We start from the raw sequence: 21,344 nt of genomic DNA, 5'->3' as shown, positions 1-21,344 counted from the left end.
AGAAATGATTCAGCCCTAGAAATCATTAAATTATTCAGCTCCAGCAATATTTCAGCAGCAGACAGCACGCTAGAAACAAAAACCGGACTGGTGTCGCTGTGTTGCGACATCCAGTCCGGCTACGAGCTCAGGCTTGTTTTAACGAGCTCCCATAACATCCAAGATACGGTCATAAGTGCGATCCAACTGGTAGTTGAACTGGTACCAGTTGTGCAGACCAACGCCCGGGTAATCGGTGGTGATAGGAACACCATTCAAGCGAGCATTCGCTTCAAAGGCTCGGGTGCCGATCATAGACATAAATTCCAAAACGATACCCGGAGTCTGGTGCTGCGGCGCCAAGTTATGATCCGCTGGGCCAGGAATACCGGAAGCGGCAGAAACGTAAACGTCGGTATTACGCAAGTTGCCCACCAAGTGGAATGGGTCGTTCTGGAAACGAGCTGGGTTAATGATCGTGCCGTACATCGCGTTGATGTTGTAGCCACCTGCATCAAGCAACGCCACCCGCATCATGGTCTGCATTCCCGGTGCAGTGGTAAAAAGGTAACCGGAATAAGACAGGGCCTGACGGAATTGGTTTGGGTGCTTGCCAGCCAGGTTCATCGCGGCAGTCGCCCCCATCGACAGTCCGGCAATCGAGTTGTTGTTCGGAGCAACACCGAAGTGCTGCTGCAGATAGCCAGGAAGCTCAGCAGTCAGGAAAGTCTCCCACTTGTAGCTGCCGTCTTCTTCACCCGGGAAGTACTTCGGGGTGCCTTTCCAGTCTGCGTAGAACGATGCCTCGCCACCGACTGGCATTACCAGGGTGATGTTGTTGTCCACAAATTTCTTGTGGGCGTTGCCCTCGCGGTTCCAACCATTTTGTTGGTTGTTCGCCCGCAAACCATCTAGAAGATATAGGCCTGCGTTGCCACCACGAGAAGCAGGCTGGATCTGCACGGGAATATTACGCCCCATTGCTGGCGAATATACGTCACAGCGTTGCACAAAATAAGCTACATGCGGGTCCCAATCACAGGTACCCGTAGCATCCGGGCGCAACCAGCCCCGGTTGTCTTGTGCAGTCGCCACCGATGGGCTAGCCATCATTCCGAGCGCCACCGCCACAGCAGCCACCGCAGCGACCACCGCACGACGCATATTCACGATCAACGTCATTGCTCCCCTTCACGGAAATTTTTCCAAGCTGCCTTTATGCTCCAAGCTTTTCGATCGAACGCCAGCAAGCAACCGTATGCGGTGATCAGCCAAAAACCAGAGCGGCAGCAGATTCTAGTAAGTGTATCGAAAACCGAGACAATTTCGTTACACAGCTAAAAATCAGTCTAGGGGGAGGCAAAAATAATCGCTACTTGAAAATGATTTTAAATTGCAGGAACGATGTACACAGCCAGCACGATGCAAGCGATCCACAGCAACGCCAGCACCTGCAGCGCGCGATCCTCCAACGCAATCTCATCCGGAGCTCCACCTTCACCCCGGTCCACATTGGAGGCATAGCGCAAAATAGCAATGGTAAACGGCACCAGGGAAACCTGATACATGATCGATGCCAAGCCCTCAGTAGCCTGCGAGAGTTCAAATCCCCACAGCGCATAGGACATAACGACGGCGGTAGCAGCCAAAGTCCAAACGAAGCGCAGGTACGTCGGCGTGTAGCCCTCCAATGCCTTGCGGATCTTAGCACCCGTACGTTCCGAGAGCAGCAGCTCCGCATAACGCTTACCGGAAGCCATAAACAAGGAACCGAATGCCGCCACCAGCAGGAACCATTGTGAAAGTTCGATGCCGGCAGCTACACCACCTGCCATCGCACGCAGCATGAACCCAGAAGACACCAAGCCGATATCAATCACCGGCATATGCTTCCAGCCAAAGCAATAGCCCAGCTGCAAGGCGATATACACCGCAATCACCGAGGCCAGACCTACCCCATCAGAGGCCAAGAAGGACAGGCCAACGGCGGCAATAATGAGCCCGACAGCCATGGCATAGGCCAGGCCGACCGGCAGCACCCCAGCGGCAATCGGGCGGAAGCGCTTAGTCGGGTGCTCGCGGTCAGAAGCGACATCGCGGGCATCATTGACCAAGTAGATCGAGGACGCACCCATGCAGAAGACGATAAAAGCCAAGGCGACGTCGGCAAGCGTGCGCCCATCCAACAAGACACCCGCACCGGCAGCAGCCGGTGCCGCGATAACCAGGCTGTTTTTTACCCACTGCTTCGGACGCAGCGCCTTGATCATGCCATCAAGCAAGTTTTTCGGAGGTTGCCGCTTCCGGCCGGTATCCACGCCGGAGGTGTGCGGTTCCGAATGAAACACGCTTTGGTGACCGTCGTTTTCCATCTAGCCTTGCCTCATCATTCGCTTAGCGGTCGCATAACCAATCATTGCACCCAGCAGAGTATCTGTCGGGTAATGAACCCCCAACACCATACGCGATGCCATCATTACTGGGATACCTGCCAACGGTATTTTTGTACCCGTCAATTCTGAAATCCCAGTACAAAACGCCGCTGTGGACGTCGAATGTGACGACGGAAACGACAACTTCGATGGCGTAGACACCCCCACGCGCACATACGGATAATCCGGGCGACGCCGACGCACGATGCGTTTCAGCACCACCGATGCAGCATGCGCGGTCAATGCCGAGGCACCAACTCGTACCCACTGGCCACGACGCTGCTTGTCGACGGCAGCACCTACTCCTGCGCTGGCAACCCAGCCTGCAGCATGTTCACCGAAATGCGATAGCCCACGAGCAGCCGACAGCACACCCGGCGCATCGAAAGCCACCGCCTGAATACGCTGCAGAACCCGAGATTCTGCCCGGCTCAGTTGATTGGGTTCGTTTTTGCTGGGTTTATTGGGCATCAAACACCTTCTTCCACGATTCACGTGCGGTCAATTGCGGGCGCGCACTTCGATAAGTTTCCTGCAGCTCATCGAAACGAGCGTCAATATCTTTCAATAGCTGCCGGGTTTGTGAGAGCAACTCACTGGTTAACTGCTTATCGCGTTTGCGGAAGGCCACCCCGGTACCACCAGCGGTGGTCACGGTCGCCGAATCAACTCGCGACAGGTTATACCACCGCGCATCCTTTGGATTTAGGTTGATCTGCGGTGCTTCATAGTGCGCCGGGTCAGCTTCCCGCGACATGTGGCGCAGGGTTTTCAACAGCCACGGAATCTTTTTCACCTTACCCAAACGACCACCAACGTTGCGTAAAGGCACATTGGCACCGGTCGGCGCTGGCAGATCTGCCGCCGACTCGTATATAACAGCATCATCGTAGTTCTGTCGGATCTTTTGGATGCGTGGCAGCGACGATTCTAAGACATCAAAGAGTTGCGCTGGGCCAGACAGGAAATCCCGCATGGCTTCAATTTGAATGGCCATGGTGGAATACTCCATGCACAGCGCGTGCTTGTAGCTTGACTTCATGATCGAGCGTGCCACGCCCTTGAAGCTACCGCGATGATACATAGCAGCAGTGATCAGACGATTACGCAGGTGGAAATACGCCTGCCAGTCGATCGCATCGTCCTTATCTGCCCAGGCCATGTGCCAGATTGCGGCACCCGGCCAGGTGACCGTCGGAAAGCCGAACTCGGAAGCACGCAAGGAATATTCCGTATCGTCCCACTTGATAAACAGCGGCAATGGCTGGCCGACGGTTTCGGCAACCACGCGTGGGAACAAGCACATCCACCAGCCGTTATAGCTGACATCGACACGCCGGTGTAAGTCTGCACTGCTTTTCGCGTGCGGGTTGCGCTGTTGTTCTTCGGTGAGCGTGTAGCCCAACGGGTATTCAGAAAAGTCGTGATCGTACACACCATATGGGGCTGGCCCCCACATAAAGTCGTGGCCTTGGATCATTTCGCCTGTGGTACGCAATTGTGCGCGCTGTTGCAGGTTCAACATTTGTCCACCAACGACAATCGGGCTGGCCGCAAAACGGGCAGCCTGCACGGCACGCAAAATGGAATCTGGTTCGATGGCAATATCGTCGTCCATGAACAACACGAACGGCGCATCAGTGTTTTCCACAAACTCGTACATGATGCGCGAATAACCACCGGAACCACCCAGGTTGCCCTGCCGGAATTCACGGAAGCGTTCGCCGAATACAGCTACCGCGTCGTCATAGCCGGGCTCATCAGCTGGGTGCTGGTTACCCTGGTCCGGCATGAGCACGTGAGAAATAGCTTGTTCGACGACAGGATCCTCCCCCAGCGCCTGCAACGCAGCAACGGCGTCGGCTGGGCGGTTGAACGTCGGGATGCCGACAGCGACTTTTTTCGCAGCAGGCTCGATGGTGGACCCGTCGGGAAGCGTTTGTGGCTTCGGCGCGTGTGGGGCACACCAGGCGGCTTCGCTAATGATGGTGTCCGTTTCTGCGGTGACATCAAACCAGTACCAACCACCGTCTTCAAAGTTCTTCAGCGGCAGCTCGATGTCCAGGGTGTCATCGGCGATCAAATGGTTGCTCACCCCAACGCGGGTGCCATCGACTTTGGAACGGTACACCGCGATATTGGCGGTACCGGCGACCTTCATGGTCAATACGACGGAGTCCAACTGTGACCAGCGGCGCCAATACGATGCTGGGAAGGCATTGAAGTAGGTTTCGAAGCTAGCTTCCGCACCAGCCGGCACGGTGACATCAGTGCGGGTATTCCAGCTCAAGCGTTCTTTGTTTTGCGTGGATTCGATGAGATACAGCATGCAGACATCGAAAGGTTCGCCACGTTTCGGCAAAAGGATGCGTTGCAGGGCTTCGCGATGGTTCACGGTTCTCCAGTTCACAGAAGTTGATTCACGGTAATGAGTGCAGAGTGCTTAGTTCAGGGCGCTGGGTCCAGCGTGCTAGTCCAGCGGTTATTTCTTAGTGGCCACGTTCTTGTTCCAACGGCTTCCCATCCTGGAAGTACGGCACCAGTTTATTGTCGAACATGGACAGCGCCGCACCAATGGCCATGTGCATGTCCAGGTACTGGTAGGTGCCTAGACGGCCGCCAAAGAGCACATTGTTGTCTGTAACTTCTTTTGCCGCATGCTTGCGGTAAGCAGCGAGTTTTTCGCGATCTTCCGGGGTGTTGATCGGGTAATACGGTTCGTCATCGGCACCAGCGAAACGTGAATATTCTTTGAAAATCACTGTCTTGTTGCGCTGGTAATTGCGCTCTGGGTGGAAGTGGCGGAATTCCAGGATGCGAGTGTAGTCCACATCCTGGTCGTTGTAATTCATGACCGCGGTGCCCTGGAAATCTTCCACGTCGTGGACCTCTTTGTCGAAGTCCACGGTACGCCAGCCCAAACGGCCCTCGCAGTAGTCGAAATAGCGGTCTAATGGGCCGGTGTAGACCACAGGAGCATCCGGTGACTGCGCCCGGATGTCATCCCGAACTTCGAACCAATCCGTGTCCAATCGGACATCGATATTGTCCGAAGCCGCCATATTCTCTAGCCAGGCGGTATACCCGTTGACCGGCAGTCCTTCGTAGGTGTCATTGAAGTAGCGGTTGTTGAAGGTATAGCGCACTGGCAGTCGAGTGATATTGCCAGCTGGGAGGTTTTTCGGGTCAGTTTGCCACTGTTTAGCGGTATAGCCTTTCACAAATGCCTCGTAAAGCGGGCGCCCAATCAGCGAAATGGCTTTTTCCTCTAGGTTTTCGGCTTTATCCGAGTCGAATTCCGAAGCTTGCTCAGCGATGAGTTGTTTGGCTTCTTCCGGGCTGTAATAGCGCCCAAAGAATTGGTTAATCAGGCCCAGCCCCATCGGGAATTGGTAGGCGGTGCCGTCGTGCATAGCGAATACCCGGTGCTGGTAATCAGTGAAATCGGTAAATTTGTTGACGTAATCCCACACCCGCTTATTGGAGGTGTGGAACAGGTGAGCACCGTATTTATGCACCTCAATGCCGGTTTCTTCATCAGTTTCGGTGTAGCAGTTTCCACCAAGATGGGAGCGCTTTTCGACGATGAGCACTTTCTTGCCCAACTCATTGGCCGCGCGTTCTGCGATGGTGAGGCCGAAAAATCCGGATCCGACAATGATGAGGTCATATGCAGTCATGCATTACAGACTAGTGGAGCACCACCCGCACTAGTGGGAGCAACCCATTCCGGATAACCCTTCCCGATACGCGTGTCGCAACATGATTAACATTTTTCCCATATGTAACTTCGCATATGTATCTTCACCTCTGACACACGCGTGCATGTTTCAGGGGTGTGTTGCTGATTGATTCGCTGAATCATTCAAAGAAACAGGAGTATTCATGCACTTACGTCGCCGTATTAGCACCTCCGGGTCGCCGCGAAGTTGGGCTAGTGCCAGCCCAGTCGTCGCTGTCACCGCGACGGCGGCCCTCGTGGTCACCGCAGCATTCGGAGGCCACCAGGTATTGCAAACCCAAAATGCTGGTTCTGATCAGGCCGAAGCCAGCATCAGCACCGCCAGCTTCAGTAGCGGCACCGCCACCGTTGTGGATGATCCAGCCGTGGCCACCCAAGGCGACGGCCCCGCCCCGTCCCGCGCGGTGCAAGAATTTACTAAGGACGAAGAATTCGACTCCTTCGCCCTAACTTGGAGCGGTGAACGCGACATCAATGCGCACTTCCGTTCCAAGCGTGCCGACGGTAGCTGGACGGAATGGTTCGAAGCCGACGCGCTACCCAACCCAGAAGAAGCCACGCAGCAAGGCACCGAACTGATCTACGTCGAACCAACTCACACCGTGCAGGTGTCAGTTGCCGGATTAGATCTGTTCACTGGCGACGAAGCCACTGCGGGCACCACCGAAACCAGCGGCACACAGGCTGATGCGCAACCTGGCGCACAATCTGATACGGAACCTGATGCACAATCAACCGAAAACGCAACCGACGCAGCGCCCGGAACAGCCAACTCCCTACCAAAAGCCGGTTTGGAGACCTCCGCTGGGCTTATCCAGCCCGTCGCTGATGACGTCGACCTCACCGACAACGCCGACAGCACCACTGCCACTACAGCTAATTCTGGTGCAGCGGGTGGCGCAACCAGCGCTGATGATCTAAGCGCAGTTTTCGTCAACGGCAACGCCGCAGCTGGCGCAGCCCAAACAGAAAACACCATTGAACACACCGCAAACCTATCCGTCGGCATGCCGACCCTAGTCACTCGCCAAGGCTGGGGCGCGAACGAGTCCTACCGTGGCAATTGCGGCGCAACCGGCATGGACTACAACGCCCTGACTCTGCACCACACGGCAGGCTCCAATAACTACGACGCTGCCAGCGCTGCCGCACAGGTTCGCGGCGCCTACCAGTACCACACCCAGACCCTGGGCTGGTGCGATATCGGATACCACGCACTCGTCGACAAGTTCGGAACCATTTACGAGGGCCGTCGTGGTGGACTCAGTGAAGGTGTCATGGGCGCGCACGCAGGCGGCTATAACCACGGAACCTTCGGCATCTCCATGGTCGGTAACTACGAAATTGCACCGATCAACGAAGCCATCATCCAATCCGTCGGCCAGATCGCTGGATGGCGCGCTGCGCAGTCTGGTTTTGACCCAGCAGGCACCATCCAGATGACATCCGGTGGCAGCAGCTACGCAAAATATCCTGCCGGTGATACACGTACCTTCCAGCGTTTCCACGGCCACCGCGACGTTGGCGCCACGACATGCCCAGGTAGCCACGCCGTGGCACGGTGGAGCGATATCCGCAACGCCACGAACAAAAAATATCAGCAGGTTGCTGGCCTGCTCGCGGGCAACGCAACCAGCCAGTCGCAGTCGGGCAACCAATCCGGAACCACAAATTCCAACAGCACCACCAACACCCAAGCAGCCCCGCAGAGCACTCCCCAAAGCAAGACACAGAGCAATACGCAAAATGCGTCTACCAATGCCAACTCACAAGGGCCTCTGCAAACTGCAATCAAGGCAATCGGCATCATCGCGCCGCTAGTCATGGCAATTCTGCAGCAGACCAACAGTGCTGCGGAGAAAGCTCCGAATGAGTCTCCCGAGGCAACGATTAAGCGCTTGGCGACGTCTTCCGCTATCGAACTGGGCGATGTTCCCGCGATGATCACGCAAGTCGTGAAACTGACGGGCAACAGCGATATCGAACAAACCTGGGCGCGGATCAATAAGCTGATTGGCCCGGTCCTGGGGTCGCCAGCCACTGGTATCGTGCGCGCCTCCGATGATGTCGACTTTGCCTTGTTCGACAACGGAGTCATCGTTGATTCCGCGGCAACTGGCACCCAGGCGCTTTGGGGAGAAATCGCTCGAGCCTGGGCCAACGGCGGCTTCGAAAAACTGGGGCTACCAACCAGTGAGCAATACCAGCATGGTCAGAAAATCCGTGTGAATTTCCAGGGTGGCAATATCACCTTCGATCCTTCCACTGGACAAATAGAAATCACCGAGGGCTAGTCGGCTTCGCCCCGGCCAGCATCTTCCCAGCCCAGCGTGCGTTCTACTGCTTGATTCCACATGCGGTAGAGCTGCTCACGCTGGGCTTCGGGCATTTTTGGCTCCCAGACGTGGTCAGCGACGTAGTCATCGTCCGAAAAATCCCACCAGCCAATTCCGATACCCGCCGCAAGTGCCGCGCCCCAGACAGTCGTTTCGATCATCTCCGGGCGCTGCACAGACGAGCCGAGGATATCCGCTTGCATCTGCATCAACAGATCGTTGGCCACCATGCCACCGTCGACGCAGAGGCCCGATAATTCCCGGCCGGCATCTTTCTGCATTGCTTCGACAACCTCGCGGGTTTGAAAGCAGGTCGCTTCCAACGCCGCGCGCGTAATATGGCTGCGATCTGCATAACGGGTCAAGCCCACGATCACGCCAGCTGCATCCGGGCGCCAACGTGGAGCAAAAAGCCCAGAGAATGCTGGGACGATATAAACCCCGCCGTTATCTTCGGCAGCAATCGATTCACTGGAAGCAGCATCCGGAATAATTCCCAATTGATCCCGCAGCCATTGGATCAACGATCCACCAACCGCGACTGATCCTTCTAGCGCATACACCGGCTTTTCGCCTTGTTGTTGGTAGGCGATGGTGGTCAGCAAACCATGCTCGGAAAACTTCGGTTCCGTTCCGGTATTGAGCAGCAAAAACAATCCGGTGCCGTAGGTGTTTTTCGCATCCCCGGGCCGGAAACACCGCTGCCCAAACATGGCGGCCTGCTGGTCTCCCAAAATGCCGGTTATCTGCACCCCGGTGAGTGAACCGCGGTGGCGCACCTCACCGAGTGCACCAATCGATGGGACGATCGTCGGCAAGATTTTCTTCGGCACCCGCAGCGCCTCACAAAGTTCGTCGTCCCAATCCAGCGTGTGTAAATCCAACAGGAGGGTACGCGATGCATTAGTCACGTCCGTAATATGCTGCGCTTGGTAGGTAGCATCGCTACTGTTTCCAGGGGTATTTTCCTCAGCAGCAGCGCCATCTGCCTCATCGGCGTTTTCTCCCTGTTCCGCACCGCCGCTTAAGTTCCACACCAACCAGGAATCAATGGTTCCGGCTAGTAATTCGCCGCGTTCGGCGCGCTCACGAGCACCATCAACGTGATCCAAAATCCAGGCGATCTTCGGACCAGCAGGGTAAGAATTGGCCAATAACCCGGTTTTTGCTTGCCACGCCGCAGCATCGTCGAATTCGCCACCAGTGCGGGTGTCTTGCCAGACGATTGCGTTATAGATTGGTTCACCAGTAGCTTTTTCCCAAACAACGGCAGTCTCGCGCTGGTTGGTAACCCCCAAAGCTTGCACATCACGGGCGGTGATATCCAGTTCCACCATTGCCGAAGAAATCACCCGGCGCGTGTTGGCCCAAATCTCGTTCGGGTCATGCTCCACCCAACCTTTGCGCGGCATAATTTGCTGGTGTTCCAACTGAGCCTGCGAGACCACGTTTCCGTCGCGGTCAAAAATAAGGCACCGCGTGGACGTGGTGCCTTGGTCGAGTGCAGCAATAAACATGGTTGTTCTACAGCCACCGTTCTATGATCTGGGCTATCCCGGCATCGTCATTAGACCCAGTTACCATATCAGCTGCCTGGCGCACCGCCGGGTGCGCATTTTCTACTGCTACCCCACGCCCGGCCCAGCGCAGCATCTCAATGTCATTTGGCATATCACCGAAGGCGATGACGTCCGCAGCCGCCACTCCCAAGTGGTTGGCAAGGAATTCCAGGCCAGCGGCCTTGTTTACCCCCGGTGCCGCGACTTCCAGCAATCCCGCATCAATCGAATACGTAACGTGTGCGCGTCGGCTATCAATATGTTCAGCCAACAGCCCATACATCTGGTTCGCGGACATCGCCGGATTACGCAATAAAAACTTCACGGCGGGCTTTTGCCAGACTTGTTCTGTCGGCTTAGAAATAAATTGCGAATCGGCCCAAGTGTGTGCGTAATTATCCGCGGCCACAAACAGCTCGGTTGGGTCTTGCCGTACGGAATAGCCTGCGTATTCTGCAGCGATACTTACCCCGCCGTAGGGGGCAAAAATTTCTTGTGCAGTATGATAGACCTCTTCCATCAGTTCCGGCGAGATCTCTGCGGCGGTGAGCACCTCATCGGCAGCACAGTCGTAAATCACCGCTCCATTGGAAGTGACACACACTGGTCGGGCTGCTATTTGTTCTAATACCGGCTGCAACCAGCGGAAAGGGCGCCCAGTCGCTAAAGCAAAATGCATCCCCTGCGCGGTTGCCTTATGTATGGCATCGCGTACCCGCGGCGGCACACGATCGGCCGAATTAATGAAGGTACCGTCAATATCGCTGACGATTAGTCGCGGGGCGGGCCCGATGGCCATTGCATCATCTGCCTGGCTCACTTGCGGTCTTTCTTTTCCGCCTTCGCTGCCTTTGCAGCTTTTTCCGCCTTCGCAGCTTTTTTACGTGCGCGTTCGGCACGCGCGGCAGCATCAATTTCAGCGGCTTGTTCCAGGGTTGGAGCGCTCCCGCCCAAAGAAGCCGGCATCCACGGTAAGCCAGGTTCGAATGGCCCATGACGCTCGGCGTATTTCTCCCGGGTGGTTTCTAGCAGCTTTTCCATCGCTTTTTTCAGCGCTGCAGTATCTTCTTCTACGGAACCGCTGAGTTCGATGGGCTTGCCGACGGCTACCCGCACCGGCACATTGGCACGCCAGAGGTTTTTGGGCAGGTCTTTGGTCCAGATGCGCTGCGATCCCCAAATAATCACCGGAAGCAACGGCGCATCTGCTTCATCTGCGATGCGCACAGCACCGGTCTTCAGGTCTTTGATTTCAAATGCGCGTGAGATCGTAGCCTCTGGGAAAATCCCCACCAGTTTGCCCTCACGCAATTTCTGCACCGCTGCATCCTTGGATGCAGCACCTTTTCCTGCAGAACGGTCCACGCTGATGTGGCCCATCATCCGCAGCACAGTACCGACAATCGGCGTATCAAAAATCGCCTTTTTCGCCATCATGCGCACGATGCGACGTCCCCGCAGGTACGCAGGGTACCCGCCCAGGATGAAGTCGTAATAGCCAGTGTGGTTGATTGCCAGAAGCGCGCCACCATCAGCAGGGATATTTTCGACGCCGTCCACGGTCACTTCGATGCCCTGCAGAAACATCAGCCAGCGAGCCAGCGGCACCACCGGGGTGCCGTAGGGAATTTCGCGGGCTTCAGATGGGTGCTTTCTCAGCTTCGGCAGGTTTTCTGGCACGCGTAGCCCGGCACGGCTGCGGTATTCGGTCACTCCAAAATCTCCTTGCCGACGAATGGGCGTAGGGCTTCTGGGACTACCACGGTGCCGTCGGCCTGCTGGTGATTTTCCAGGATCGCAACCAGCCAACGAGTGGTGGCTAGCGTGCCGTTGAGCGTCGCAGCAGTCTGGGTTTTGCCCTGTTCATCGCGGTAACGCGTCGACAAGCGTCGGGCTTGGAAGGTAGTGCAGTTCGAGGTGGAAGTCAGCTCACGGAAAGTCTGCTGAGATGGCACCCAGGCCTCGTTATCGAATTTGCGTGCTGCGGAGCTACCCAAATCACCCCCGGCAACGTCGATGGTGCGGTATGGAACCTCGATGGCGGCAAGCATGTCTTTTTCCAGGTTCAGCAAAGCCTGGTGTTCCGCTGCTGCATCCTCCGGTTTGCAGTAGCTGAACATCTCTACCTTGTCGAACTGGTGCACACGCAAAATACCGCGGGTGTCTTTACCGTGCGAACCGGCTTCCCGACGGAAGCACGAAGACCAGCCGGCATAGCGGATTGGGCCGTCGGCAAGATCGATGATCTCGTCTTTGTGATAGCCCGCCAACGCCACCTCCGAGGTACCGACCAGATACATGTCATCGCGTTCCAGGTAATAAATTTCGTCGGAGTGTTCACCCAAAAAGCCCGTGCCAGACATGATCTCTGGGCGCACCAAAACCGGAGGCACCATCAGCTGGAATCCGGCTTCGCGCGCTTTTTGCGCAGCGAGCATCATCATGCCCAGTTGCAAGAAAGCACCATCACCAGTGAGGTAATAAAAACGTGCGCCACCGACCTTCGAACCGCGAGTCATGTCGATAAGCCCGAGCTTTTCCCCAAGCTCCAGGTGGTCTTTCGGTTCGAAATCGAAGCTAGGGATTTCTCCGACGCGTTCGATTTCAATGAAGTTTTCCTCGCCACCGGCAGGTGCGCCCTCCACGATGTTCGACAAACGGTACTGGATGGCGGCTACTTCATCCTCGGCGGCCTTTTGCTCTTCCTGCGCCTGCTTGACCTTTAGTTTCAGCTCGGAAGATCCCTCCAGCAGCGCTGGGCGTTCTTCTGCGGAAGCCTGACCGATCTTTTTACCGAATGCTTTTTGTTCCGCGCGCAGATCATCTGCGGTGGCAATAGCGCGACGGCGCTTTTCGTCTGCAGCCAGCAGCTCGTCGACAAGCTGCGGGTCCTCGCCGCGGGTGCGCTGCGACTGTCGGACAAGGTCAGGGTTTTCGCGCAAAAGCTTCAGATCAATCACGCCTCCAGAGTCTAGCGTGAAACGACAAGGTAAACTAGCTGCCGATGAGTACTCAGTCACCATGGCGATCAGCAGCAGCAGTGCGCACGGCACTGGTGACTGCTCTTGCCAGCGCAACGGCATTAACCGGCTATGGGCTGTTTTCGGATTCCGGTTCCAGCAGCACTGGTCAAGCAAACGACACCACCGTCAACGCCAGCCCTGCGACCGAATCGACGCAGAAACCAAAGCCAAAGGTGGCATCGTTCACCACCGCTGATGCTGGCGCCTGTCTGAGCTGGGATATTACCCCGGAAGGTAAAATCACCAATTTCGAACAAGCCGACTGCGCGGAAGAACACCGTTTTGAAGTCTCCGCGCGCGAGGATTTGAGTGCTTATCCTACTGCCGAGTTCGGCCCGGAAGCGGGGGTTCCCGGCACCGCACGCCAAGCCCAGCTACGCGAAGAACTCTGCCGCGCACCCACCCTGCGCTACTTAGATGGTCGTTTTGATCCGACCGGCAAATATTCCATCGCCCCTATCCTCCCGCCGGCTCCTGCCTGGGAGAATGGCGATCGCACCATGCTGTGCGGCCTGCAAACCACCGATGCGCGCGGTGTGCCGCAGCTGACCACCGGCAAGGTTTCGGAGCGCGATCAAGCCCGGGTTTATAGCGCACAGTCCTGCCTACGCATCGAGGAATCACAAACCCTGACCGAGGTCGCCTGCGGCGAACCGCACCACATGGAGGTCACCTCAACGGTCAATTTGCGGGAGAATTTCCCGGATGGATACCCGGCCGGCGAAGCCCAGGATGAATTTCTTGCCGACGTCTGCACCCGCGCAGGCGAGGATTATTTAGGCGGCGAGGAAAACCTGTACCAGTCCACGCTGCAACCATACTGGGGTGCGATTAGCGAGGATTCCTGGCGTAATGGTTCCTATTCCGTGAATTGCACGCTGGTGCACGCCCGCGATGGCGGCGGTTTTTCCACCATTGAAGGCACAGCACGCGAAGGCCGTGGGGCGTTGACTATCGACGGTGGCCCACCAGAGGAACGTCCAGAGCGTAATCCAAGGCGCTAACAACTGCGATGACAGCGGAAATCATTCCGCTTCCGGCAAAGGTGCAAAGGTGGTGGGCAATGGTTGAAATTAGCGACGAGGATTTCGAGGAGCTAGTGCTAGATGCGCTGGATAAAATCCCGGATGATTTCGCGTATCGCCTGCGCAATGTTGCCATTTTGATTGAGGATTTTCACCCGGAAAACCCCGAGATTTTAGGCCTGTATGAGGGCGTGTCCTTGGTGGAGCGCACCCACCACCACACAGGTTTTCTGCCGGATGCGATTTTTGTGTACCGCGAAGCCCTGAAGCGATATTGCAGCAGTATCCAGCAGCTTGCCGACGAAGTCGAGGTGACTGTGTTTCATGAGGTCGGGCATTATTTCGGTATGGACGAAGAGCAGCTGCATGCCGCTGGTTTTGGCTAAAACTTCCGCACCGCCCGGCTCTTTCGGCTGCCGTAAGCAGCACGGCTCAGGTATGCAGGACCCCCAGATCATAGTCGCCCCAGCGCTCGAGCTTCCACTGCCCAAACTCCCGCCCTGCCGGGTCTAGCACGATGTAGCGGCAGTTGGGCAGATACCATTCAAATGCTTGCCTCGGGTCCAGGCCCGTGAGGTAGCGCGCCACGACTCTGATAACGGTGCCGTGACTGGCAATGACCGTGGTGTTATCGCTGGCTGCGGCTTGTTCCATCACTGGTAAATAGCGCGCCAGAATCTCGGGGTAGGTTTCACCGCCAGGGGTTGCTGCTTGTTCGTCGCCTTCGAGCCACCGCAGCAAACACTGATGGTATTCGGCGATTTTCCCCATGTTTTGGCTCATTTCGTAGTCACCAGCGAAAACCTCAAACAGCCCCGGGGTCACCTGCACTGGGATGGTGTAGGGCTCGAGTCCACGGAATTGCTCGAAGGCACGGGCAGCGATCTCAGAGGTTTGCTGCGTGCGGATGGCCATCGACGACCACCACTGCGGGATTTCTCCCAGATCACGGGCGAATTCCTCACCAACAGCGTGGGCTTGTCGACGCCCCAGCTCACTGAGTTCTGCTCCCGGCGGGCGCGTATCCAGGTAGCCGTGGATATTGGAGTGTGTTTGCCCGTGGCGGAGCAAAATGACTTTTCCCATGCTTAAACCCCTGCCTTGGGCCAGGAGCCGAGGAATTGCACTTTCTCGCAGCGCCGTTCAAGTGCCGCAAGCGCCGCGGCCACCGGTAAGTCATCGATGTGGCCATGCATGTCGATATGAAAGCGGTAAGTCCCCAGTCCGGTGCGCGTCGGGCGGGATTCAATGCGGGACAAATCCACCCCGTGGCCAGCGATTTCCTGCAACACGCCAGCCAGTGCGCCGGGTTCGTTGTGCACGTGAAAAATGATTCCGGTGCGATCGTTGCCCGTGCGGGGTGCAGCGCTTCGCTGCGCCGCAGTAAGTGCAATAAAACGAGTCTGGGCGCCGGAAACATCAGCCACCCCTTGTGCTAGCCGCGCAAGCCCATGCAGATCCGCAGCATTATCCGGGGCGGCAGCGGCATCAACGCGGCCTTGTGCGACCATGCGTGCGGCTTCCCCGTTGGATGAGGCCGGGATGAACTCGGCATTCGGCAGGTGGTTTTCCACCCAGGTGCGGATCTGCTGATACGCCACCGGGTGCGTCGCAATGCTGGTAATCGCGTGCGGCTTTGCCGCGATTTCTTCGGTAGCAGTCAGGATGCTGAATTGGATATCCAGTGTGGCCTCGGCGAAAATCTGCAACCCGGGGTTTTCCACCAACGCGTCGTGCGTGGCAGTCACTGCGCCTTCGACGGAGCTTTCTGCGGCTACAACGGCATAATCGGCCTTGCCTATGCTGACGCGTCGTAAAGCCTCACCCGGCGAAGCCACCGGAACAGCGGTGATACCAGCCCCTGCATCGTGTCCCGCCCGAGCAAACACCCCGGCGCGCTGTAGCTTGTGCAGTGCAGCCTCGGTGAAAGTTCCGGCGGGTCCCAGGTATGCCACGGTGCTCATGCCCGCTAGATTACCCTGATCTGCATGGTCTTTCCGCGGGCGCAACACGCGCACCTCCCCAACCCCGAGCGGCTGGCGGGTTGGTCGATCCCAGCAAAGGATCTTTACGACGTCGCCGGGCTTCCCACCACCTTGGGCAATATCTCCCGCAGATATATTGCCCAGCGCACCGAGCCGTTTCTAGCGCATCTGCAAGCCCAGGGCGCGCGCATCGAAGCGAAAACCGCGTCTTCTGAGCTGGGCTTACGCATTGATTGCGAGCCGGTGGGCCTGCCTGCCCCGACGAATCCCTTGTGGCCGGGCGCGACCCCGGGTGGCTCGTCGGGTGGTGCTGCAGAGCAGGTCGCACTCGGTACTGTGCGCGCCGCGCATGCCTCGGACGGCGGTGGTTCGATCCGTGTTCCGGCTGCGGCCTGCGGGCTTGTCGGTTTCAAACCCACCACCCCGCGGCCACCGGGAATGCCGAACGGGGCGTTAGCGGTGCAGGGGTTTGTCACCACCACGGTGGCTGATTCGGTTTTCTTGCACGAACTTCACCCCAGCATTGCTCGTGTGCGCGTCGGCCTACTCACCGACCCGATTTTGGCAGATGCCGAGGTTGCCGATCCCATGGTGCAGGCCACAGAGCTAGCCGCCGAAGCGCTTAATTCCGCGGGCCACCAGATCATCCCCATCACTGCGTTTCCCGGTGAGCGCACCCTAGACGCCTTCCGCACGATTTTTAGCTCCGCGCTCGCCACCGCGCTTGCCGACGACACATTAGCACCAGGCTCAGGCACCGTCGGCTACCCGCACTGGGTGGGGCAGCTCGGGCGTCGGCAAGCACCAGCGGAGGTGCAGGCAGCGAAAAAACACGCCGCGGCACTGAATGGTCTGTTGCATTCTTTTTGGAATGTTGATGTGGTGTTATCGCCCACGCTCACCCATGATCCGCCGCCGGTGGGCCATTTTGCCGCGATGGAGCACTCACGTTGTTTTGCCGAGCAAACCCGCTGGTCACCATGGTGTTCGCTATTTAATATGACGGGAAGGCCCGCTATTTCGATTCCTTGGGCTTTGCCTGGACGCCCACCAGTTGGGGTTCATTTGGGGTCCATCACGCTTGCCGACGACGAGCTGCTCGGGCTCGCGCTTGATGTGCATGCGTGATTACTTACTAAAGGACACTAAGCGGGCACTGCACAAGCAAGGATAGGTAAAATATCTGCCATGACAGATCGCGGAGAACGGCCAGCTGGACGGCACGGGGGATCCCACGGGCCTGCAGAAGGTGACGTCGTCCTGGGGCGCGACGGTAAGCCGCTGCTGGATCGCTACGGTCGGCCAGTACGACGGCGTCCACGCACGGCGCCCGATCGTGCACGGGAAAGCGGCCGTCATTCCGCTGGCGGCGGGCGACATGCCAAGCCCGAAGCCCCGCAAGAACCTTCGCGTGCCCCTCGTGCTGCACGTCCGCCGCGTTCCGAACGGCCTGAGCGGCCTGAACACTCCGAGCGTTCTGCACACTCTGCGCGCCCGGCGCGCACCAACCGGCAAGATTCGCGGGCGAACCGCCCGCCGATTGACCGGGAAAAGCTGCGCCGTGAACGCGCTATTTATGATGCGCAACGGGCTAATTCTGCTCGGCAGAGCACAAATCACGATGCTGGGCATGGTGCACGTTCGGTCTCCGGGCACAACCACCCGGGTGCTCGTCCGGTCAACCGCGAGCAACTGCACCAGTCGCGCAACCAACAGCGGATCCCTTCGGAGCCGACCCGCATGGACTTGGGCGGACCAGTAGCGGGCGGTGCTGTCGGTGGTGCCGCGGCAGGGTACGCGCAGGGCCGCGCGGCAGGACAGGACCGTCACGGTGAAGTGCCGTCTCGTTCCGCACAGCAATTTCCACAGCAGCCAGGGCAACAGCCTCCTGGGCAGCAATCTCCGTATCAGCAGCCTCCACAACAGCAACGGCCACCACAGCAACGGCCGCCACAAAATTATGTGGGGCAACCTTATGCCCAACAACCTGGACAGTACTATCCACAACCCGGTGGGTATGGGCAACCGAGCCAGCAGTACCAGCAAGCTTACGCCGATGTACGCAATCCACACCCCGGCGCGCACGGTGGCCGTGGTTTCGGAAAGTTTAGTGCGGCCGGGTTGCGCTCGAAGCTGCGCCGCCCGAAATTCGGCTGTGTTGGATGCTTGGGCTGGCCGTTGGCAGTGCTCATAGTTCTGCTGCTGGTTATTGCTTTTTGGGCGGATGCCCAGCTCACCCGCGTGGCCTCGGAACCGGAGCAACCTATCGGATCCACCAAGGGCACGAACTGGCTGCTGGTTGGTTCGGATTCGCGCGTGGGCTTAAGCGAAGAAGATATTGCCCGGCTAGGCACCGGTGGCGATATTGGAACCGGCCGCACCGACGCGATCATGTTGCTGCACCTGGAAGGCACCAGTGCACAGCTGATTTCCATTCCTCGCGACAGCTACGTCGACGTGCCTGGTTTTGGGCAAGACAAAATCAACGCGGCATTTACTTATGGCGGCCCACAGCTATTGACGCAAACCGTGGAGGCCAACACCGGAGTCAGCATTGATCACTACGCCGAAGTGGGCATGGGCGGTTTGGCCAATATTGTCGACGCTATCGGCGGGGTGGAATTGTGTCCTTCCGAACCGATCGACGATCCGTTGGCCAATCTCAATGTTGGCGCAGGATGCCAAGAAATGGACGGTGCCAACGCACTGGGCTATGTGCGTACCCGTGCCACCGCGATGGGTGATTTGGACCGTGTAGAACGCCAGCGTGAGTTTTTCTCTGCGCTGATGCACGAGGCTACGAACCCGTCGACGCTGCTCAACCCTTTTGACGTATTCCCGATGATCAGCTCGGTATCAAAGTCGTTTACCGTCGGCGAAAGCGATCACGTATGGCACCTGGCCCGCCTGGCATTGTCGATGGGTACCGGGGTGGAAACCAAGACGGTACCGGTCGGTGGTTTTGCTGATACCGACGTCGGAAACGTGGTGCTATGGGACGAGATTGAGGCAGAAAACCTCTGGAACTCACTGCGCTAATCCCCTGCTTAGTGCAGGGGCGCATTCATCGGTTACAGAGCTAGTGGTTAATCCGCGATTGTCTCGTAGTCTGTATAGCCACGTTCGCCGCCCATATAGAACGTGGCTTGATCTGGTTCGTTCAGCACCAAATCTTCGTGCCACCGCCGCACCAAGTCTGGGTTCGCAATAAACTGTCGCCCGACTACAACAGCATCTACGTAGTCTAATTCCAGCTCCCGCTGGGCATCTTCCTTTGTAGTCACGGTGCCAAACCCATCATTCATCAGTACTTTGGTCACACCGTTAGCGCGCGCTTTGTTCGCTAAGGTCGACATCAGCTCACCTTCCGGCTCCGCGTGCAGGAAGGAAACATAAGCCAGGTTTAGTGGCGTGATGGCATCTATGAGACCGCCATATGTAGCCACCATGTCTGCTTCGTCTTCTTCGATGACTCCTTGCACGTTGTGCCCTGGGGAAAAGCGCACTCCGACGCGGTCGGCCCCGATTTCATCAGCCACCGCGCGGATGACCATTTCAGGCAATCGCCATCGGTTTTCGGGGCTACCACCGAATTCATCGTCACGCTGGTTGGCGGATGGTGCCAAAAACTCATGCAACAGGTATCCGTTGGCGTTGTGAATCTCCACGCCATCAACTCCAGCTTCTACGGCGCGACGTGCAGCAGCGCGGAATTCTTCGACGATGCGTGGAATTTCTTTGGTCTCCAGTGCACGTGGCATCGGCGCGTCCATTTTGCCGGAAAACCCACGAACTTCTCCGCCCCAATCCAGTGCACTGGGTGCTTCTGCTTGGGCTCCATCGATAAGATCCGGGTGGCTTGTGCGGCCACCGTGCATGAGCTGCATGAAAATGACACCGCCACTGTTGTGCACTTCGTTGGCTACCTCGCGCCAACCGGCCGCCTGTTCATCATCTGCGATACCTGCTTGGCCCGGAAACGCGCGATTTGTCCATGCGGGGAAGGTACCCTCTGTAACTACGAGGCCCGCGCTAGCACGCTGAGAATAGTACCGAACATGCATATCGCTCGGCACCCCACTATGACCTGCGCGCTGACGCGTCAGCGCGGCCATGGTCATGCGGTTTTTCAATCTAAAGCGGCCAAGTTCCAAAGTCGTAAATAATGATGTCATGTCAACTACAACGATCTTTGGCGCGTCTTTGTTCCACGCACTTCCGGCAGGCCGCTAAACCGCAGATCACTGCGGCTGCGGCCGCTGCTCTGAGGCTGCAGCCGCTGCCCCGCGGTACTAGCGGATGGTGACCTGCCGCGATTTAATGTTTTGCAGTTGCTTACGCTCGTCGGCAGAAAGCTGCGCGTCGTTGGAGATTTCTTCTTCCAAAGCCTGGTTCACGCGTTCGAGCTGCTCGCGGTAGGAATCCGCGGCTGGCTCCGGGGTGACATCAAAAACTGGGGCAATCACACCATGAGTACGGAACACACCGGCAAACTTGGTGTCTTCACCCACGTGCAAGTCACCGCGAGCGGCCACGCGTGCCAAGGCGTTAAGGAAATCGTTTTCGTTGTCCACCGGGCGTACCCAGCGGATGTGCGCCTTACCGCTGCCGGTATCCGACCACCACAAAGCACCCGGCGCGTCGGCATCGATCGCGTGGGTTTCAATGACGGAATCGTTGGCCATCTGCATCGACTGCGCAACCTGCTCCGGCATGGGCGCGCCTTCTGGCATCCACCAGGAAAAGTCTTGCTCGAGCTGGATATCCAGCGTGGTGTCGTGCGGCAGCAGTTCCGTGAGTTCCGGCTGGTTGCCGTCGGCTGCCGTGGACACCAGCGATTCGCCAGCCGAGTGCTCTTTCACCCAGTTCAGGGCGTAGGCCAGGTCATGGTGCGGGTTCACGCCGTGGGCTTGCACCTGCAGTGCGACGAAGGCATCTCCGCCGTATTGCTCATCGCGGATCATCGCTGCGGATGCTCCCGGCAAAACACTACACAGCCACACGGTGCGATCGATGCCTGCGATATCCACTTTCGCGTAACCGGAGGGCACAAATTCTTGCAGTGCAATTAGTTCGGCTTCGCACGCGAACCCAGCGAAAGGGCGTGGATCTTTTTCCAGCTTGGCACGTTCCGCAGCCCGGGCTGCAAGTTTTGCTTGTCGACGCGACATTCCCTCGGGGAGGTCTTCTTGCTTCTTTTTCTTCTTCGCCATGCGCGCCAGTTTACGACATAGCTGCCTGCTCATTTTCCATAGCGCCGCAG

At 57.6% G+C, this 21,344-nt stretch carries 18 protein-coding genes; 5 read left to right on the top strand and 13 right to left on the bottom strand.

The features are described 5' to 3' along the window. Positions 1 to 138: 138 nt before the first annotated feature. From O146_RS0100855 to glf, 5 genes are all read right to left on the bottom strand, one after another. Positions 139 to 1,161, bottom strand: coding sequence for an alpha/beta hydrolase (locus O146_RS0100855; RefSeq protein WP_027017424.1), 1,023 nt, complete (start codon positions 1,159 to 1,161; stop codon positions 139 to 141). Positions 1,162 to 1,367: 206 nt separating this feature from the next. Next, entirely contained in the window at positions 1,368 to 2,351 is a 984-nt protein-coding gene (locus tag O146_RS0100850) for a decaprenyl-phosphate phosphoribosyltransferase (protein ID WP_027017423.1), read from the bottom strand. Beyond that, positions 2,352 to 2,882 carry a phosphatase PAP2 family protein gene (locus O146_RS0100845; RefSeq protein ID WP_023018795.1) on the bottom strand — a complete coding sequence of 177 codons (531 nt, stop codon included), beginning with the start codon at positions 2,880 to 2,882 and terminating at the stop codon, positions 2,352 to 2,354. Then, positions 2,872 to 4,806 carry a glycosyltransferase gene (locus tag O146_RS0100840; RefSeq protein WP_027017421.1) on the bottom strand — a complete coding sequence of 645 codons (1,935 nt, stop codon included), beginning with the start codon at positions 4,804 to 4,806 and terminating at the stop codon, positions 2,872 to 2,874. Before O146_RS0100840 ends, O146_RS0100845 begins: the two co-directional genes overlap by 11 nt. A 94-nt stretch (positions 4,807 to 4,900) precedes the next feature. Further along, positions 4,901 to 6,091, bottom strand: a complete 1,191-nt coding sequence (gene glf, locus O146_RS0100835) for a UDP-galactopyranose mutase (RefSeq protein ID WP_021353469.1) — start codon at positions 6,089 to 6,091, stop codon at positions 4,901 to 4,903. 205 nt (positions 6,092 to 6,296) lie between these two features. Here glf and O146_RS0100830 point away from each other — a divergent pair, with 205 nt between their 5' ends. Then, positions 6,297 to 8,447, top strand: coding sequence for an N-acetylmuramoyl-L-alanine amidase (locus O146_RS0100830; protein WP_027017420.1), 2,151 nt, complete (start codon positions 6,297 to 6,299; stop codon positions 8,445 to 8,447). Here O146_RS0100830 and glpK read toward each other — a convergent pair. From glpK to serS, 4 genes are read right to left on the bottom strand one after another with little or no spacing between them, the layout of a single operon-like run. Then, a complete protein-coding gene (glpK, locus tag O146_RS0100825; RefSeq protein WP_027017419.1) occupies positions 8,444 to 10,006 on the bottom strand; it encodes a glycerol kinase GlpK in 1,563 nt (520 codons plus the stop codon). The two genes, O146_RS0100830 and glpK, sit on opposite strands and share 4 nt — an antisense overlap. 7 nt (positions 10,007 to 10,013) lie before the next feature. Then, positions 10,014 to 10,847 carry an HAD family hydrolase gene (locus tag O146_RS0100820; protein ID WP_027017418.1) on the bottom strand — a complete coding sequence of 278 codons (834 nt, stop codon included), beginning with the start codon at positions 10,845 to 10,847 and terminating at the stop codon, positions 10,014 to 10,016. A 17-nt stretch (positions 10,848 to 10,864) separates the two neighbouring features. After that, positions 10,865 to 11,761: a lysophospholipid acyltransferase family protein gene (locus tag O146_RS0100815; protein WP_027017417.1), complete on the bottom strand. Its 897-nt coding sequence runs from the start codon at positions 11,759 to 11,761 to the stop codon at positions 10,865 to 10,867. Then, positions 11,758 to 13,008, bottom strand: coding sequence for a serine--tRNA ligase (serS, locus tag O146_RS0100810; protein ID WP_024272848.1), 1,251 nt, complete (start codon positions 13,006 to 13,008; stop codon positions 11,758 to 11,760). Before serS ends, O146_RS0100815 begins: the two co-directional genes overlap by 4 nt. 44 nt (positions 13,009 to 13,052) lie before the next feature. Here serS and O146_RS0100805 point away from each other — a divergent pair, with 44 nt between their 5' ends. Then, entirely contained in the window at positions 13,053 to 14,075 is a 1,023-nt protein-coding gene (locus O146_RS0100805) for a septum formation family protein (protein WP_024272847.1), read from the top strand. A gap of 59 nt (positions 14,076 to 14,134) precedes the next feature. Further along, on the top strand, positions 14,135 to 14,482 hold the full coding sequence (locus O146_RS0100800; protein WP_023018787.1) for a metallopeptidase family protein: 348 nt from the start codon (positions 14,135 to 14,137) through the stop codon (positions 14,480 to 14,482). 46 nt (positions 14,483 to 14,528) lie between these two features. Here the strand turns inward: O146_RS0100800 and O146_RS0100795 are convergent, their stop codons facing one another. Both O146_RS0100795 and pheA read right to left on the bottom strand, forming a co-directional pair. Then, positions 14,529 to 15,182, bottom strand: a complete 654-nt coding sequence (locus O146_RS0100795; protein ID WP_035000458.1) for a histidine phosphatase family protein — start codon at positions 15,180 to 15,182, stop codon at positions 14,529 to 14,531. Positions 15,183 to 15,184: 2 nt separating this feature from the next. Continuing rightward, positions 15,185 to 16,060, bottom strand: coding sequence for a prephenate dehydratase (gene pheA / locus O146_RS10585; RefSeq protein WP_035000456.1), 876 nt, complete (start codon positions 16,058 to 16,060; stop codon positions 15,185 to 15,187). Positions 16,061 to 16,084: 24 nt separating this feature from the next. On the opposite strand from pheA, the gene O146_RS0100785 reads away from it, so the two are divergent. Both O146_RS0100785 and O146_RS0100780 read left to right on the top strand, forming a co-directional pair. Beyond that, positions 16,085 to 17,209: an amidase gene (locus tag O146_RS0100785; protein ID WP_051619176.1), complete on the top strand. Its 1,125-nt coding sequence runs from the start codon at positions 16,085 to 16,087 to the stop codon at positions 17,207 to 17,209. A gap of 612 nt (positions 17,210 to 17,821) precedes the next feature. After that, a complete protein-coding gene (locus O146_RS0100780) occupies positions 17,822 to 19,120 on the top strand; it encodes an LCP family protein (RefSeq protein ID WP_051137434.1) in 1,299 nt (432 codons plus the stop codon). 47 nt (positions 19,121 to 19,167) lie between these two features. Here the strand turns inward: O146_RS0100780 and O146_RS0100775 are convergent, their stop codons facing one another. Beyond that, the gene (locus tag O146_RS0100775) at positions 19,168 to 20,256 is read right to left on the bottom strand and encodes an alkene reductase (RefSeq protein WP_027017413.1); all 1,089 of its coding nucleotides are present in this window, start codon (positions 20,254 to 20,256) and stop codon (positions 19,168 to 19,170) included. Positions 20,257 to 20,373: 117 nt separating this feature from the next. Beyond that, a complete protein-coding gene (locus tag O146_RS0100770) occupies positions 20,374 to 21,294 on the bottom strand; it encodes a DUF5926 family protein (RefSeq protein ID WP_018121640.1) in 921 nt (306 codons plus the stop codon). Between the last annotated feature and the right edge of the window lie 50 nt (positions 21,295 to 21,344).

This window comes from Corynebacterium pseudodiphtheriticum DSM 44287, from assembly GCF_000688415.1.
GTDB classification, from domain to species: domain Bacteria; phylum Actinomycetota; class Actinomycetes; order Mycobacteriales; family Mycobacteriaceae; genus Corynebacterium; species Corynebacterium pseudodiphtheriticum.
The sequence above is the reverse complement of the archived record's forward strand: the minus strand, read 5'-3'. Positions and strand labels throughout refer to the sequence as shown.